17 protein-coding genes are annotated in these 16,099 nt (G+C 71.1%); 12 read left to right on the top strand and 5 right to left on the bottom strand.

Annotated features, from left to right (window positions below; translation table 11 throughout):
* Positions 1 to 23: 23 nt before the first annotated feature.
* Complete coding sequence (locus N5079_RS20815; protein ID WP_261585616.1) at positions 24 to 767, bottom strand: aquaporin; 744 nt, start codon at positions 765 to 767, stop codon at positions 24 to 26.
* A 20-nt stretch (positions 768 to 787) separates the two neighbouring features.
* The gene (locus N5079_RS20810) at positions 788 to 1,177 is read right to left on the bottom strand and encodes an ArsR/SmtB family transcription factor (protein ID WP_261585615.1); all 390 of its coding nucleotides are present in this window, start codon (positions 1,175 to 1,177) and stop codon (positions 788 to 790) included.
* A gap of 127 nt (positions 1,178 to 1,304) precedes the next feature.
* Here N5079_RS20810 and N5079_RS20805 point away from each other — a divergent pair, with 127 nt between their 5' ends.
* The 4 genes from N5079_RS20805 to N5079_RS20790 all read left to right on the top strand — a co-directional run bounded on the left by N5079_RS20805 (position 1,305) and on the right by N5079_RS20790 (position 6,438).
* The gene (locus tag N5079_RS20805; RefSeq protein ID WP_261585614.1) at positions 1,305 to 1,766 is read left to right on the top strand and encodes an ArsI/CadI family heavy metal resistance metalloenzyme; all 462 of its coding nucleotides are present in this window, start codon (positions 1,305 to 1,307) and stop codon (positions 1,764 to 1,766) included.
* 110 nt (positions 1,767 to 1,876) lie between these two features.
* Positions 1,877 to 2,746, top strand: coding sequence for a hypothetical protein (locus N5079_RS20800; RefSeq protein ID WP_261585613.1), 870 nt, complete (start codon positions 1,877 to 1,879; stop codon positions 2,744 to 2,746).
* Between the two features lie 228 nt (positions 2,747 to 2,974).
* Entirely contained in the window at positions 2,975 to 4,678 is a 1,704-nt protein-coding gene (locus tag N5079_RS20795) for an ABC transporter ATP-binding protein (RefSeq protein WP_261585612.1), read from the top strand.
* Between the two features lie 2 nt (positions 4,679 to 4,680).
* On the top strand, positions 4,681 to 6,438 hold the full coding sequence (locus N5079_RS20790; protein ID WP_261585611.1) for an ABC transporter ATP-binding protein: 1,758 nt from the start codon (positions 4,681 to 4,683) through the stop codon (positions 6,436 to 6,438).
* Positions 6,439 to 6,622: 184 nt separating this feature from the next.
* Here the strand turns inward: N5079_RS20790 and N5079_RS20785 are convergent, their stop codons facing one another.
* A complete protein-coding gene (locus tag N5079_RS20785) occupies positions 6,623 to 6,949 on the bottom strand; it encodes a hypothetical protein (protein WP_261585610.1) in 327 nt (108 codons plus the stop codon).
* Positions 6,950 to 7,060: 111 nt separating this feature from the next.
* Between N5079_RS20785 and N5079_RS20780 the strand changes: the two genes are divergently transcribed.
* Both N5079_RS20780 and N5079_RS20775 read left to right on the top strand, forming a co-directional pair.
* A complete protein-coding gene (locus N5079_RS20780) occupies positions 7,061 to 7,714 on the top strand; it encodes a response regulator transcription factor (protein ID WP_261585609.1) in 654 nt (217 codons plus the stop codon).
* A complete protein-coding gene (locus N5079_RS20775; protein ID WP_261585608.1) occupies positions 7,711 to 8,859 on the top strand; it encodes a sensor histidine kinase in 1,149 nt (382 codons plus the stop codon). The genes N5079_RS20780 and N5079_RS20775 overlap by 4 nt, the downstream gene beginning before the upstream one ends.
* Here the strand turns inward: N5079_RS20775 and N5079_RS20770 are convergent.
* Both N5079_RS20770 and N5079_RS20765 read right to left on the bottom strand, forming a co-directional pair.
* Positions 8,777 to 9,664, bottom strand: coding sequence for a 1-aminocyclopropane-1-carboxylate deaminase/D-cysteine desulfhydrase (locus N5079_RS20770; protein ID WP_410007814.1), 888 nt, complete (start codon positions 9,662 to 9,664; stop codon positions 8,777 to 8,779). The two genes, N5079_RS20775 and N5079_RS20770, sit on opposite strands and share 83 nt — an antisense overlap.
* A 39-nt stretch (positions 9,665 to 9,703) precedes the next feature.
* On the bottom strand, positions 9,704 to 11,779 hold the full coding sequence (locus N5079_RS20765) for a S9 family peptidase (RefSeq protein ID WP_261585606.1): 2,076 nt from the start codon (positions 11,777 to 11,779) through the stop codon (positions 9,704 to 9,706).
* 58 nt (positions 11,780 to 11,837) lie between these two features.
* On the opposite strand from N5079_RS20765, the gene mshB reads away from it, so the two are divergent.
* The 6 genes from mshB to N5079_RS20735 all read left to right on the top strand — a co-directional run bounded on the left by mshB (position 11,838) and on the right by N5079_RS20735 (position 16,061).
* Entirely contained in the window at positions 11,838 to 12,746 is a 909-nt protein-coding gene (gene mshB, locus N5079_RS20760) for an N-acetyl-1-D-myo-inositol-2-amino-2-deoxy-alpha-D-glucopyranoside deacetylase (protein WP_261585605.1), read from the top strand.
* Between the two features lie 36 nt (positions 12,747 to 12,782).
* Positions 12,783 to 13,193 (top strand): DUF6113 family protein, encoded by a 411-nt coding sequence (locus N5079_RS20755; RefSeq protein ID WP_261585604.1) that lies wholly within the window; start codon positions 12,783 to 12,785, stop codon positions 13,191 to 13,193.
* Between the two features lie 29 nt (positions 13,194 to 13,222).
* Positions 13,223 to 13,642, top strand: a complete 420-nt coding sequence (locus N5079_RS20750) for a hypothetical protein (protein ID WP_261585603.1) — start codon at positions 13,223 to 13,225, stop codon at positions 13,640 to 13,642.
* Positions 13,643 to 13,718: 76 nt separating this feature from the next.
* A complete protein-coding gene (locus N5079_RS20745) occupies positions 13,719 to 15,095 on the top strand; it encodes an alpha/beta fold hydrolase (RefSeq protein ID WP_261585602.1) in 1,377 nt (458 codons plus the stop codon).
* Positions 15,085 to 15,582 carry an RNA polymerase sigma factor gene (locus N5079_RS20740; RefSeq protein WP_261585601.1) on the top strand — a complete coding sequence of 166 codons (498 nt, stop codon included), beginning with the start codon at positions 15,085 to 15,087 and terminating at the stop codon, positions 15,580 to 15,582. Before N5079_RS20745 ends, N5079_RS20740 begins: the two co-directional genes overlap by 11 nt.
* Positions 15,579 to 16,061, top strand: coding sequence for a hypothetical protein (locus N5079_RS20735; protein WP_261585600.1), 483 nt, complete (start codon positions 15,579 to 15,581; stop codon positions 16,059 to 16,061). Before N5079_RS20740 ends, N5079_RS20735 begins: the two co-directional genes overlap by 4 nt.
* The last annotated feature ends 38 nt before the right edge of the window (positions 16,062 to 16,099 follow it).

Here is a 16,099-nt window from a genome sequence, read left to right as displayed (position 1 = left end):
CGTGGGCGGCGGCACGTAGCCGGTCAGTGGCGAAGCGGACGGCCAGGCGCGACGATGGCGGGGTCACGGCCGTCGTCGTGGAGGCCGGGTGCTTCCGCGTGATCGGGGGCGCGGTACAGGGCGAGGGCGATGACCGCTCCGAAGAACGCGCCGAGTAGTTGGGCAGCGATGAATGCGGGGATGGAGGCGGGGGCAATCCCGGCGAAGGTGTCGGAGAAGCCCCGGGCGACGGTCACGGCGGGGTTGGCGAAGCTGGTGGAACTGGTGAACCAGTAGGCCGCGCCGATGTAGGCCCCGATCAGCGGCGGGGCCAGATGCGGGCGGCCCTGACGTGCGAGGGTGACGATGAGGGCGACAAGTCCGGCGGTGGCGACGACCTCGCCGAGCCACAATGACGGTGCTGACCGCCCGTGTGTCGAGACGGTGATGGGTGGGAGGGCGAACATGAGGTTGGCCAGCACCGTACCGGCGATCCCTCCGGCGACTTGTGCGGGCAGGTAGACGGCCACTTGGGAGGCGGTCAGGCCGGTGCGGGCGCGGCGGCCCAATATCCAGTCCACCAGGGAGACGACGGGGTTGAGGTGCGCGCCGGAGACCGGCCCCACCAGGGCGATGACGACGGGCAGGGCGGCTGCGGTGGCGGCGCTGTTGGCCAGCAGTTGGATGCCGACGTCGTGAGACAGGCGGACGGCCATGACGCCTGACCCGATAACGACGGTGACCAGGAGCCCGGTGCCGAGGAACTCGGCGAACGCTTGACGTCCCATTCCGGGACGTACGGACACGGTCATGAAGTCACGGCCAGGGCGGCGGACGCCGGGCCGATCAGAGCCGACATTCGGGCCAGCACCGCGGGGTTGATCCAGTAGTACACCCAGGTGCCCCGGCGTTCGGAGCCGATGAGCCCGGCTTGCTTGAGCACCTTGAGGTGATGGCTGATCGTCGGCGCGGTGAGGTCGAACGCCACCGTCAGGTCGCAGACGCACGCCTCGCCGCCCTCGTGGCAGGCGATCAGCGACAGCAGGCGCAGCCGTACCGGGTCGGCGATCGCCTTGAACAGCGGGGCCAGCTCGGCGGCCTCGTTCTCTGACAGCGGCTCGCACACCAGCGGCGCGCAACACGCCCCGGCCGGCACGTCAACGCCCGCGTCCACGATCGGCAGCTCTTGCTTAGACATGGCTCTAATTTGACACGGATCTAGGCAAGGACACAAACTACGGGCATCCTTTGATTAGAAGTTCATCGAAGCAGGCGGGGTATGGCTTCGGCCGTCCGCCTCTTCACGGCCAAGGGAGGAAACCCCCATGTCCCGTGTCCAGCTCGCTCTACGGGTCGCCGACCTGGAAGGCTCCGTAGCGTTCTACTCCAAGCTGTTCGGGGTCGAGCCCGCCAAGCGGCGACCCGGCTACGCCAACTTCGCCATCACCGAGCCCCCGCTCAAGCTCGTCCTTCTGGAAGGCGAGGGGGGCGAACCGACCCGGATGGACCATCTCGGCGTGGAGGTGGACGACACCGCCCAGGTCGCGGCGGCGACCGAGCGTCTTAAGGGCGCCGGCCTGGCGACCTTCGAGGAGAACGACACCACCTGCTGTTACGCGCTCCAGGACAAGGTCTGGGTCCACGGCCCCGGTAGCGAGCCCTGGGAGGTGTACGTGGTCAAGGCCGACGCCGGCAAGCTGACCAAGGAAACCGACTCGGTCTGCTGCGCTCCCGGTGAGTCCGCGGACGACACCGTCACCCCTGTTACGGCGAAGTCCTGCTGCTAAATCGAACGCGTGCCGAAGGCTCCGATACGTTATCCACAGAACGGGGTTCGGGCCGCTTGGCGGGGCGGCGTGGCTGACAGCGTGTGCCTTCCTCGTACGGAAGGCACACGATGGCCGGCAAGATCCTCCTGCCGATCCCCGGATCGGTGAGTGTCACGTTCGTTGTGGCGGCGCCTGAGCGTCCCCTGTCACCGGCGGTCGCCGCCCGGCTTCGGGCCTCGCTTCCCGCCGGGATCGACCTCCGGATCGAAGAGATAGGCGGCGGCGACCCCTATCTCGCTCCGGCCGTCTCCCGGCTCTCGTGTCCGGACTGCTCGCCCGGCGTGGATCCGCTCATCGCCGTGCTCATCGAGCGCACCGACGGTCATCTGTCCATCACCTGTACGGCACCGCCGGGCTGGCCACCGGCCCATCTCCACGCCTGCGCCCAGCTGACCGACCAGGTCGCCGAGCTGACCGGTGGCATCCGCCTTGACGCGGATTCGCCCAGGATCCTGCCCGGCCCTTGGCGGCCTCGGTCGTCGCCTTCGCCGTACACGTTTCCCATCGTGGACTGGCTGTTCGTCACCTGCGGTCCCGACGACGACGGGCTGTACAGCATGCGGACGAAGGGACTGCCGAGATTCGGGCTGCCGGACCTGCGGACGCGAAGGCTTCAGCGGCATCACGCCCACGGGTGGTTCCATCTCTTCAACGGTCTCGCCGGCGTGCTCGTCAGGCGGCTGTTCGACGACGCCCGGCTGAGACCGCATGGCGGCGTCCACGCGCTCGCCTCGGACGTCGTGGTCTCGGCCGAGGACGTCTCGGTGGCCCACGGGTGGCCGGAGCCCGACAAGCCCCAAGAGGCCACCGTGCGGCTGCGACACGACGTGGGCGCGGGTTACCTGACCGTCCTCCCACCGGACGGGTTCTCCGGAGGAGAGGCCCGCTGGCGCGACCACACCGCTCTGGCCATGTGCGGCGATGACAGCTCGGACTGATGCGGGTGTTCTGGAGCCGGCGTGCGGCCTGCGCGGCGCCGGCGTACGGCCCGTGCGGCGCCGGCGTACGGCCCGTGCGGCGCCGGCGTACGGCCCGCGCGGCGTGGGCGTGCGGTGCCGTCGCGTGCTTTCCGGGTGTGCCCGGCTCGTGGGGGGCCACCGCGACGCGCCGGTTTGCGGGAAAATGGTTTGCCCCGTGACCTGGGATCTTGCGAGCCTGGGGTGACCATGCTCTCTTTGCCTGTCGCCGATCCCGGCACTCCTGACGCCCGCAGCCCGCTCCGGTACCTGTGGTGGGTGGCGCGTGCCCAGAAGGCCCCGATGCTGATCGGCATCGGGCTGGCCATTCTGTGGTGGCTGGGGCAGGCGCTGGTGCCGGCGGCCATCGGAAGGGCGATCGACGCGCTGACCGCGAAGGACGTTCCCCTGCTCATCCGGTGGTCGGCCGCACTGCTGGCCCTGGGCGTCGTGCAGGCCGTCGCGGGCGTGCTGCGGCACCGGTGCGCCGTCCTCACCTGGCTGGCGGCGGCCTACCGCACGGTGCAGCTCACCTCGCGGCAGGCGACCCGGCTGGGCGCGACGCTGCCCAAACGCCTGTCCACCGGCGAGGTGGTCAGCGTCGGCAACTCCGACATCGCGAACATCGGGGGCGCGATGGAGATCCTCCTGCGCGGCGCCGGCGCCCTCTTCGCCATCGCCACCGTGACGGTGATCCTCCTCACCACGTCGCCGACTCTCGGGCTCGTCGTGCTCATCGGTGTGCCGCTGATGGCGGCCGCCGTCGGGCCGCTGCTCAAGCCGCTGCACAGCAGGCAGCACGCGCAGCGCGACCTCCAGGGCGACCTGGCGACCCGTGCGGCCGACATCGTCGGGGGCCTGCGGGTCCTGCGCGGCATCGGCGGCGAGCAGGTCTTCGCGGCGCGCTACCGGGAGGAGTCGCAGCGCGTCCGGCACGCGGGCGTGCGGGTGGCCTCGGTCGAGTCGATGCTGGAAGGCGCCCAGATTCTGCTGCCCGGGGTGCTCATCGCGTGTGTGACGTGGCTCGGGGCGCGCTTCGCCCTGGACGGGCGTATCAGCGCGGGCCAGCTCGTGACGTTCTACGGCTACGCGGTCTTCCTGATCGCGCCGCTGAGGACGCTCACGGAGGCCGCCGACAGAATCACCAAGGGCCACGTGGCGGCCCGCCGCGTGTGCCGGATCCTGTCGCTGGAGCCCGAGTTCCAGGACGGCCCGCTCCGCCGCGCCGACGCCGGCCTGTCCGACGGCCTGCTGCTGGACGGCGAGTCCGGCGTCGCGGTACGGCCCGGCAGGCTCACCGCGCTGGCGGCTGCGGTCCCCGAGGAGGCGATCGCCATCGCGGACCGGCTCGGCAGATATGCCCCCGGCGACGTGACGCTGGACGGCACGCCACTCGCCGACCTGCCGATAGCCGAGGTGAGACGGCACATCCTGGTCGCCGACAACGCCGCGAGGCTGTTCACCGGCCGTCTCCGCGAGGAGTTGGACGTCACGGGCACGGCCACCGACGACGACCTGCGGCTCGCGCTGCAGACGGCCTGCGCCGAGGACATCGTGGAGGCGCTGCCGGAGGGACTGGAGGGACACGTGGCCGAGTCCGGCCGTGAGTTCTCCGGTGGTCAGCAGCAGCGGCTCCGCCTGGTCAGGGCGCTGGTCGCGGATCCGGAGGTCCTCGTTCTGGTCGAGCCGACGAGCGCGGTGGACGCCCACACCGAGGCGCGCATCGCGGACCGGCTCGGCAAGGCGCGGGCCGGCCGTACGACCCTGGTCTGCACGACGAGCCCGCTCGTCCTCGATCGGGCGGAGCTGGTCCTCTTCGTCGAGGACGGCAAGGTCCGCGCCGAGGGCACCCACCGGGAGCTGCTCCGGGTGGAGCCCGGTTACACGATGACGGTTACCCGAGGGGAAGGCTGAGCATGGCCCGCCAGATCCTGCCGGTCGCGGACCCGGCGCAGGTCCGCGCCTACGCGCGGCGGCTGACGCTGAAGTATCCCCGGGAGCTGGGGCTGGCGCTGTCCCTGCACGCCCTCGCGGCGATCGCGGGGCTGGCGTCACCGCGCCTGCTGGGCGAGCTGGTCCAGGCCGTGGCCGACGGGTCCCGCCACGTCGACGTCGACCTGGTCGCGCTGATCCTTGGCGGCTTCGTGGTCGCACAGGCCGTGCTCATCCGGTTCGCGATCTACGCCTCGTCACGGCTGGGCGAGAAGGTGCTGGCCGAGCTCCGGGAGGACTTCGTCGACCAGGTGCTCGCCCTGCCGCTGTCGACGGTCGAGCGGGCCGGTTCCGGTGACCTCATCACCCGGACCTCCCGAGACGTCGACGCTCTCTCCCGGTCGGTGCGGCATGCCGTGCCGGAGACCCTGATCGCGGTCGTCACCGGGGCCTTCATGGTGGGCGCGCTGATGCTCGTCGGCCCGGTGATGGCCGTGCCGTCGCTGATCGCCGTGCCGCTGCTGTGGATCTCCACGAAGTGGTACCTCAGCCGGGCCAGGGACGGCTATCTGCGGGAGAACGCCGCGTACGCGGACATGACCGAAGGGTTGGCCGAGACCGTCGAAGGCGCGCGCACCGTGGAGGCACTGGGGCTCCAGCCGCGCCGCCGCGAGCGAACGGATCGCGATATCTCACGGTCCTTCGCCGCGGAGCGCTACACCCTCGGCCTCAGGATGGTGTGGTTTCCCGCCGTGGAGATCGGTTACGTGATCCCCGTCGTGGCGACGGTCTCGCTGGGCGGCCTGTTCTACGTCGAGGGCTGGGTGTCCCTGGCCCAGGTGACCGCGGCCACGCTGTACGTGCAGCAACTCATCGACCCGCTCGACCGGCTGCTCTCGTGGGTGGACGAGCTGCAGGTCGGCGGGGCGTCGATGGCGAGGCTGCTCGGCGTGGCAAACGTGCCGGAGGACCGGGTCACCGGCGACGCCCGGCCGGAGGGCGAGGACCTGAGGGCGTCGGACGTACGGTACGCCTACCGCGAGGGCCATGACGTCCTCCACGGCATCGACCTCGACGTGCGGCCGGGTGAGCGGCTGGCCATGGTGGGCCCCTCGGGCGCCGGCAAGTCGACGCTCGGACGGCTGCTCGCGGGCATCCACGGCCCGCGGACGGGCTCCGTCACGGTCGGCGGCGTGCAGCTCGTGGAGCTGCCGCTCGACGACCTCCGGGGGCATGTCGCCCTGGTCACCCAGGAGCACCATGTGTTCCGGGGGGCCCTGCGCGACAACATGCTGATCGCGCGGCCGGACGCCGCCGACGCCGACATCCGCCGGGCCCTGGAGGCCGTGGACGCGTGGGAATGGGTCAAGGCGCTCGGTGAGGGACCCGGAGAGGGGCTGGACACGACCGTCGGGTCGGGCGGCACGACAATCTCACCGGCCCAGGCGCAGCAGCTCGCGCTGGCCAGGCTCGTGCTGGCCGACCCGCACACGCTGGTGCTCGACGAGGCCACGTCACTGATCGACCCCCGTGCGGCCCGGCATCTGGAGCGCTCGCTCGGGGCCGTCCTGGAGGGCCGCACGGTCATCGCGATCGCGCACCGGCTCTACACGGCGCACGACGCCGACCGGGTGGCCGTCGTGGAGGACGGCCGCGTCAGCGAGCTGGGCTCACACGACCAGCTCGTCGCCGCGGGCGGGGCCTACGCCGCGCTGTGGGACAGCTGGCACGGCAAGGGCTGACGGACAGGCAGGTGGGCACCGAGCCGGCGGAATGCCAGCTGAATGCGGCGGAATGCCGGGGAATAAGGCGGTGCGGCATCGAGCTGAGTGGGACAGCCGGCATGGCAGGGTTCGAGTGGTCAGCCGGCATGGCAAGAGCTGAGGGGATGGGTGGGTCCACACCCATCCCCTCGCCTGTAGTGAGTTAGGACGGGAGCGACAGGGCGGACGGCGCCGCAGGCGCGCCCCGCAGCCTGGCGTCGGCCGGCAGCAGCGACTCACATGCCTTCACCGCCGCCCCGTACTCATGGGAGAGGGTGTCCACGCGGTCACCCTTGATATCCAGGTTGATGAGCCCATCTGTAGAGACCGTCACATCGGGGAAGCCGGGCAGCCCCTGCGAGCGCATGCAGGCGGTGAACGCCTTGCCGCCGTCCCCGCCGGACACCGGGGGCGCGGCAGCCACCCTGCCCACGCCCACGGTGAGGATCACGGCGGCGAGGATCGCGTTCCTGATTGTCGAGCCGGACATGGTGGTTCTCCGTTTCTGTCGGTGGAACCAGACAAGCCGACGGCCGGTGACGAAAGGGGAACGGGGGCGGTTACCCGGCTGTAACCGGGCGCTGGGCATCCTGGGGGGATCATGAGGGTGTTGATGGTCGAAGACCACGAGGAACTGGCCCAGACGGTGGCCGCGGGGCTGCGCCGCGAGGGCATGGCCGTCGACGTGGTGTTGGACGGCGACGCCGCGCTCGACCGCACCTCGGCCAACCACTACGACGTCGTCATCCTCGACCGGGACCTGCCAGGCCTGCATGGCGACGAGGTGTGCAGGTCGCTGGTCAACGTGGGCTACCCGGCGCGGGTGCTGATGCTCACCGCCGCTGGGACGATCGACGACAAGGTGACGGGCCTGGGCGTCGGAGCCGATGACTACCTCCCCAAGCCGTTCGCCTTCGCCGAGTTGGTCGCCCGGATCCGGGCGCTGGGCAGGCGGTCGCGTCCGGCCCTCCCGCCGGTGCTCGTCCACGGCGATCTGCGCCTCGACCCGGCCACCCGGATCGCCACCCGCGACGGGCACCGCCTTCCGCTGAGCCCCAAGGAGTTCGCCGTGTTGGAGCTGCTGCTGGCCGCCAGGGGCGCCGTGGTCTCCGCCGAACAGCTCCTTGAGCGGGGCTGGGACGAGTTCGCCGACCCGTTCACGCAGACCGTGAAGGTGACGATCAGCCGGTTGCGCCGCAAGCTCGGCGACCCGCCGCTGATCGAGACGGTCCCGCAGGCCGGTTACCGGATATGAGACGGACGGTACGGCTGCGCCTGACCCTGCTCTACAGCGGCCTGTTCCTGGCGGCGGCGGTGCTGCTGGTCGCCCTCATCTACTTCCTGGTCGAGAACTCGCCTTTCCCCGGGCCGCCGACCGCTCCCGCGCCGCCCGGCGGGCTCGACACCCCGGTCCCGGCGCCCGTGTGGGAGCAGCAGGCCGAGAATCTGCGCCGGCTGCTGGTCAACTCCCTGATCGCGCTGTCGATCATGGCGTTCGCGTCGATTCTGCTGGGCCGGCTCATGGCCGGGCGGGTGCTGCAGCCGCTGGGCGACATGACGGCCACCGTCCGGCGCATCACGGCTGACCGGCTCGACCAGCGGCTGGCAGCGTCCGGACCCGACGACGAGCTCAAGGAGCTGGCCGACACCTTCGACGAGCTCCTCGATCGGCTGGAGGCCGCGTTCACCGCGCAACGGCGGTTCGTCGCCAACGCGTCTCACGAGCTGCGCACCCCGTTGACGCTGCAGCATGCCATGGTCGAGGTCGCGCTCGCCGACCTGGAGGCCGACGCCGAGTCACTGCGGGCCGTACTGGAACGCCTGCTGGCCGCCGGGCAGCACCAGGAACGGCTCATCGAGGCCCTGCTCACCCTGGCTCGCAGCCAGCAGGGCCTGCACCACCGGCAGCCCCTCGACCTGGCCGTAATCACCGGGCAGGCCCTCGACCAACGTGGAGACCCGGGCGTGCCCGTCCAATCCAGGCTTCACCCGGCACCCGCGTCCGGCGACCGTGCTCTGATCGAACGCCTGGTCGCGAACCTGCTGGACAACGCCATGCGGCACAACGTGCCCGGCGGCTGGGTCAAGGTGGCGACCGCCGTACAGTCCGGCCGTCCGACCCTCAGGATCTCCAACAGCGGTCCGGTGATTCCGCCCGATCGGGTCCACATGCTCCTGCAGCCCTTCCAGCGCCTGGAAGGCGGCAGGAGAGCCAGCGGCGACGGTCTGGGACTGGGCCTGTCGATCGTCGCCGCCATCGTCGAGGCCCATCACGGCACGCTGGAGACCCGTCCCCTCCCGAAAGGCGGGCTCGAGGTCACCGTCGCCCTACCAGTTCCCCTGGAGATCCCGCGCGGCCGGGAGCGTCCAGCGCCTGCTCCGGTCCGGGCGGTCCGGTGATGACGGCGACACATCGCGTTCCGGGCTCAATGGCGCCGCTCTCGGCGAGCGCGAAGATGCCGTACATCATCTTGGCGACGTAGATCCATTCAAGAATGAGCGCATGCCTGTCGAAGAAGTCGCCGATGAAGGCGGTGAGCTCCGGCGGCTTCTTCGCGAAGCCACCGAAGTGAAAGCCGGTCTGGACGGCCCAGTTCCCCGATGGCCGGCCGAAAGCCTGAATTTGCAGGTCCGCGACATCCTCGTTGAGGAACTCGCCGCCTTTGAGCACGGAGAAGCCCAGAGCGCGTTGCCCGGGGGCCAGACCGGCGGCGATGCCGGCCAACGTCCCGCCGGTTCCGGAGGGGCAGCAGATCAGGTCGAAATCCAGGTCGATCTCATGGGGCAGCTCCGCGCACCCGCGAACGGCGAGAGCGTTGCTGCCTCCTTCCGGGATGAGGTAGAAGTCGCCCCACTCCCGTTTCAGCGTGTCCACGACCTGGGCGTCCGTCTTCCGCCGGTAGGTCCCCCTGTCGAGGTACGTGAGGCGCATGCCCTGGTCCGCCGCGTAGGCCAGTGACGGATTCAACGGCAGGCGTTCCTCGCCGCGGATCACGCCGACCGTCGCGAAGCCGAAACGATGCCCGGCCGCCGCCACCGCGCGGATGTGGTTGGAGTACGCGCCGCCGAAGGTGAGCAGGGTGTCATGCCCGGATTCGGTGGCCGCCGCGAGGTTGTATTTGAGCTTCCGCCACTTGTTCCCGGTGATGTGCGCGTCGATGAGATCGTCGCGCTTGAGCCAGAGCCGGACGCCTCTCTCGCTCAAGCGCTCATCGTGAATCTCCTGGAGAGGCGAGACCGCCACTCACTCGACCCCCAGAGCCTTCTTCAGGAAGTCCACCTGCAGGAGCAGCAGGTTCTCGGCGACGACCTCCTGAGGGGTCATGTGGGTGACCCCCGACAGCGGCAGCACGGTGTGCGGGCGGCCCGCCGCCAGCAGGGCGGACGACAGCCGCAGCGTGTGTGCCGCCACCACGTTGTCGTCGGCCAGTCCGTGCACGAGCAGCAGCGGCCGCTCCAGCTTCTCGGCGTCGGCGAGCAGCGAGGACCCCTCGTAGTGGCCCTCGTCCGGGTGGCCCAGGTAGCGCTCGGTGTAGCACGTGTCGTACAGACGCCAGTCGGTGACCGGCGCGCCCGCGATGGCCGCGTGGAACACGTCCGGGCGCCGGAGGACGGCGAGCGCGGCAAGGTAGCCGCCGAACGACCAGCCGCGGATGCCCACCCGCGACAGGTCGAGGTCGTCGGGGTAGAGCGCCGCGGCCCCCTGGAGCGAGTCCACCTGGTCCTCCAGCGTCAGCGACAGGTCGCGCAGCACCTCACGCTCGAACGCCGGACCCCGGCCCGGGGTGCCCCGCCCGTCGGCGACGACGACCGCGAAGCCCTGCTCGGCCCACCACTGGGACTCCAGGAAGACGCGCCGGGCGGTGAGGACCCGCTGCGCGTGCGGCCCGCCGTACGGGTCCATGAGGACGGGCAGCCGCGCCGAGCCCGGCACGTGCCACGAGGGGAACAGGACGGCGGTGGACAGCTCCCGCGACCCGGCCCGGACGAGCGAGACCCGCGGTTCGATGCCCGGCCGCTCCGTCACCGACCTGATGGCCGCCGATGAGCCGTCACGCCGCAGGACCGCGACGGAAACGCCCTCGGTCTCCAGGTTCTGAGTGGTCACGACGGTGACGCCGCCCGCGCGACGGCCGGAGTGGACGCCGGGCTCGATGGTCAGCGGGCGGATCGAGCCCCCGGCGTAGGTCCAGAGCTGGATCTGCGTGGGCTCGCCGCTGGCCTGGAAGAGGACCGTGTCGCCGTCGGCGTCCAGCACCGCCCTGACCTGCAGTGACGGCGGCGTCACGGGCTGGTCGCCGACGAAGAGGCGACGTCCGTCCTCGGCGTCGGCCACCCACACGAGGGCTCCGTCGGACAGGCGGCCGGGCACGCCGGAAACGATCTCCACCCAGGCGGGGTCGGTGTCCTCGCGGAGCGTGGTCGTCGCCCCCGTGGCGGGATCGACGTCGAGCAGGCGCATGGTCCGCTGGTCGCGGGAGAGCGTGACGATGTTCAGGCCGTGCTCGCTCCAGGAGGCGGTGACCAGATACTCGTGCTCGTACGGCACGGCGACGCGCGAGCCGTCGAGCCCGATGACGAACAGCGAGACCTCGGCGTTGGCCGTGCCGGCCGCGGGATAGCGCTGCGGCACGGGGGGACGGTCCGGGTTGGCCGGGTCGGCGATGTGCCACAGCCCCACCGGCGACTCGTCCACCCGGGCGACCAGGAGGCGGTCTCCCGAGGGGGCCCACCAGTAGCCGCGCATGCGGTCCATCTCCTCGGCGGCGACGAACTCGGCCAGACCATAGGTGACCTGCGGACTCTCCGGCGTCGCCAGGGGGACCCGCTCACCCGTCGCGACGTCCTGGGTGTACAACTGGCCACCGGTGACGTATGCGACGTGGGTGCCGGCCGGGTTCAGCCGGGGGTCGATGACCGGCCCCGGCGTCGGCAGGCTCCGCACCGCTCCCGTCGCCAGATCGACGAGGTGGAGCTCGGCCGACAGCGCGAAGACGGCCTGGCGGACGTCGGCGTCCGTCGCGTACGCGACCACGCCGCCCGCCGACTCCCGCGACCGCTCGCGGCGTGCCCGCTCCTCCGGCGGCAGATCCTCGTCGGCCGCGCCCAGCGCGAGCGGGTCGACGACCAGCCGCTCGGTCCCGGATTCGACGCCGAGCTCCCACAGGCACGTCACGGGATCAGTGCCGGACTTCGTCCGCAGGAAGACGGTGCGGCCGCCGTCCGGAGAAATCGTGAAGCCACGCGGAACCCCGAGGGTGAACCGCCGGGTCCTGGCATGCAAGCGCGGGAAGCTCAACCCGGAGAAGCTCTCAGTCATAGTCCCTCATACTGCCAGGACGCACGGCCCTCCGCCGCTCAGCACTAGTCTCGGAGACATGACTGACCGGCGTCTGCTGCTCGTGCACGCCCACCCCGACGACGAGTCGATCGGGACGGGGGCGACCATGGCCAAATACGTGGCCGAGGGAGCCCACGTGACCCTGGTGACCTGCACGCTCGGAGAGGAGGGCGAGGTCATCCCGGCGGAGCTGGCCCACCTCGCGGCCGACCGGGACGACACCCTCGGCCAGTACCGCATCGGCGAGCTGGCGGCCGCCTGTAGGGCGCTGGGCGTGACCGACCACCGGTTCCTCGGCGGCGCGGGCCGCTGGCGCGACTCCGGGATGATGGGCGCGGTGACCAACGACCGTCCCGGTTGCTTCTGGCGGGCCGACCTCGACGAGGCGGCCGGTGAACTGGTCAAGGTGATCCGCGAGGTCCGGCCGCAGGTCCTGGTGACCTACGACGAGAACGGCTTCTACGGGCACCCCGACCACATCCAGGCGCACCGGGTGGCCTGGCGGGCCTTCGAGCTGGCCGCCGACCCCGCGCACCCGGGCGGCGAGCCGTGGCGGATCGCCAAGTTCTACCTCACCGCGCTGCCGAAGTCCGTCATGAGACGGGCCACCGAGGCCATGCGCCAGGCGGACGTCGAGTTCTGGGCCCCGGAGCCGGTCGACGACCTGCCGTTCGGATGCTCCGACGAGGCGGTCACCACGGAGATCGACGCCCGTGCCCACGTGGAGGCCAAGATCGAGGCGATGCGGGCGCACGTCACCCAGATCGCCGTGGACGCCCCCTGGTTCGCGCTCTCGAACAACGTCGGCCAGCAGGTGCTCGGTGTCGAGCACTTCATCCTCAGGGCCGGGGTGCCCGGACGGCCCGGCATCGGCGCCCCCTACGAGGCCGGTGGGATCGGTGAGCCGTACAACCGGGAGAGCGACCTGTTCGCCGGCGTCGGATAGGCGATCGGCTAACCTCAGCCGCATGAAGGGGGCCGCATGACGGAGGAAGAGATCCCGGGCACCCAGCCCGGCGCCATGACCGGCGCCATGACCGGCGCGGTCTACGGGATGCTGTTCCTGCTCGGCCTCGCGCTGGGCGTCGTCGGCGCGTTCGAGCACTCCTGGTACGCCGGGGTCGTGCCCGCCGCCGCCCTGGGCTGGCTCCTGGTCCTGTTCGCCGTGCCGTACGGCATGGGCAGGCTCATGGGCGGCAAGCTGGCCGCGGTCGCCCCCGCCCTGGGCTGGCTCGTCTCGTCGTTCATGCTCGCCACCCGGCAGCCCGCGGGCGATCTGGCCATCGCCGGGGACGCGTCCGGGTTCTGGTACCTGTACGGCGGGGCCGTCGCCGTCGCGGCCGCCGTCCTGGCCACCCGGTCAACGGGTTCGTGGCTGCTGAGGTCTTCCTAGGGGGCGAGGTCATCGCCGATTCTGGGAGCATGTGGCACCGGGCCCGGCAGGTGATCAACTATGTCAACCTCTCGACGCCTCTCGGGCTGCTCATCGCCCTGATGGGCGGGGCTCGGCCGCGCAGGGGCGAGCGGGGGCTGATCCTCGCGCACGGCTACCGGATCCCGTTCCCCGTCGCGGGGGCGTTCACGGTCGGCAACGTGATCCTGACCAGGCACGACGAGGGTTACCTGACGGGCAGGCTGCTCGACCACGAGTCGCGGCACGCCACCCAGTGGGCCGCGTGCGTCGGCCTCCCGATGCTCGTGCTGTACGTCCTCGCCGTCGGCCTGTCGTACGCCGTCTGCGGTGACCACGCCTCCTGGAACCCCTTCGAACGGCTGGCCGACCTGGAGGACGGCGGCTACGCCCGCCAGTCCGCCCGCTGGCGCCGCTCGCGACCGTTGTGACGCACGTCACGCGGAACGTTTTCCCCGTGATCTTCCTCTTCCTGGATGACACAGTCACTCCAGCAGAGGAACCGTTGTGAGAGAAGAGATGGTCCGGCGGGCCGGGACACTGGTCGCCGCCGTGCTCGCCGTCGACGGCGTGGCCCACGCGTACTGGTCGACGGGCCTGACCTGGCCCGCGCCCGACTCCCGCACACTGTCCCTGGCGGTGCTCGGATTCCAGGTGCCGTTCACGCCTGGGGTTCTGCTGCCGCTGACGGCGCTCCTGTTCGCAGCCGCGCTGCTGGTCGGTGGCCGTGCCAGGCTCGGCCGCCGGCATCGGATCGGATGGCTGCTACAGGCCGGCACTGTGGCCGTGACCGCCGGGCTGCTGGTCCGGGCGCTGGCCGGACTCGTGTGGGCGTGCGGGATAGGGGTGCGCACCGACACGGCGTTCTACTGGCTGAACCTGTTCGTGTACACCCCGGCATGCCTGGTCCTGGGCGCCGCGGCGGCCGCCGTGGCCCGGCAGGAGGTGAACGGCCGGTCCTGGGTCCAGAACACCGCCTTGGCCGTGCCGCTGCTGATCGCCGCCGCCTCGGCCTTGTACGGGGCCCACGGCTACGCCCCCGAGCGGCAGCGCGGATATCGGCCCGAGGCCGGCTCTCGCTACGTGGAGACGCCCGTCGCGCGGTTCCACTATCTGCGCGAGGGGCAGGGCCCGGCGGTGGTCCTGCTCTCACCCGGAGCCTCCTCGACGTTCGCCAGGCGGCCCCAGCTGGCCGCGATCTCGCGGACCCATACCGGTGACGTCGTGGACCTGCCCGGCCAGGGTTTCACCGAGTTGTACGACCGCGGATTCCGCTTCGACCTGTCGTCGATGACCTCGGCTGTCGACAGCTTCCTGAACGCCGTCGGCGTGCGGACGGCGGTCCTGGGTGGGAACTCCTGGAGCGGCGGCTGGGCCCTCGCCTACGCGCAAAGCCACCCGCGGCCGGTCAGCGGCCTTATGCTGCTCGCCCCGTCCGGCCTGGCCGAACGCGACGTGTGGAGCTGGGAGATCCTCAAGCCGCTTGTGGTTGGCGAGCTTCTGACCAATGTCGGCGTCGGCAGCCGTGCCGGCGTGGCCGCCGGCATCCGGGATCTGTTCGTTCACAAGGAACGCGTCACCGACCAGGTCATCGACGCGATGTGGGCGCCCGGCACGCTGCGGGACAACCTGCGCTCGGTGTACCTGCTCGAACGCGGCCTGGACTGGCGGATCACCCAGGACCGGCTCCACCGCACCACTCAGCCGACCCTGATCGTGTGGGGTGCCCAGGACACGGTCCTGCCGGTCGCTCAGGCTTCCACTTTCGGCCGGATCCTCCCGGGCGCCAAAGTGGCTGTCCTCAACGGCTGCGGCCATGCTCTGACTCTGGACTGCCCCGACCAGGTCACCGCCCTCATGGAAGACTTTCTGAGTGTCCGGTGACGACGCCCGCCTGGTGCGCGCCGCCCAGAACGGCGACACACTCGCGATGAACGAACTCCTGGACCGGCTCACCCCCTACGTGGGCCGGATCTGCGGGCCGATCGCCTTGCCCAACGGGGATGACGCCACTCAGGAGGCCCTCGTCGCGATCTTCCGCGCACTGCGCACTCTGAAGGAGCCGGCAGCGCTGTACGGCTGGGTCCGCCGGATCGCGGTCCGCGAGGCCATCCGGGTCGCCCACCGCGACTCCCGCTCGACCCCGGCCGAGCTCACCGAAGTGCCGGCGGTAGGCGACCCGCAGTTGGCGGCCGACATCCGCGACGTACTGACCCGGCTGTCACCTGAACATCGAGCCGTCCTGACCCTCCGCGACGTCGAGGGGCTCGACGAACACGCCGCCGCCGAACTCCTCGGCATCCCCACCGGCACCATCAAATCCCGGCTGCACAGGGCCAGGGACAGCTTCCGAAAGGCGTGGACGTCATGACAGCACACTGGCCGACCGCCGATCTCGACGAGGTCCGCCGCCTGCACGTCCTGGCCGCCGGCATCCCCGGAGCGCACGTCACCGAGCGGCTCCTGGACGCACCGTTCACCGAGGTCTGGGCGCTCCTGGCCGACATCGAGGGCTCCTTCGGCCTCATCGAACCGGACATGCGCCATATCCGGGTGATTCGCACGGACGGTGAACGGCTGGAGGCCCGCGCCTGGAGCCGCTTCGGCATGCGAGCCCGGTTCGACGGGGTCCTACGGCCCGGTTGGTGCTGGCTGCAAAGCCGGTTCCTCCTCATCGGCGCCGCCGCGGCAGCCGAACCGGGCGGTGGCACCAGGGTCGCGCTCACCGGCGGAGTAAGGGTTCCGGGCCGGGCCGCGATCGTGCCCCTCGGCGTGCGCCGTGAGGCGGAGCGCGCCCTCGACCGGCTCGCCGCACTGGTCGCGCCTCGGGAGGACCAGAGAGAACGCTGAGAAACACCTCTCCCCTGGAACACCATGGCGCCCTGACA

The organism is Planotetraspora sp. A-T 1434 (genome assembly GCF_025420585.1).
GTDB lineage: Bacteria > Actinomycetota > Actinomycetes > Streptosporangiales > Streptosporangiaceae > JAOEGB01.
This window is presented reverse-complemented; position numbering and strand designations above follow the sequence as displayed.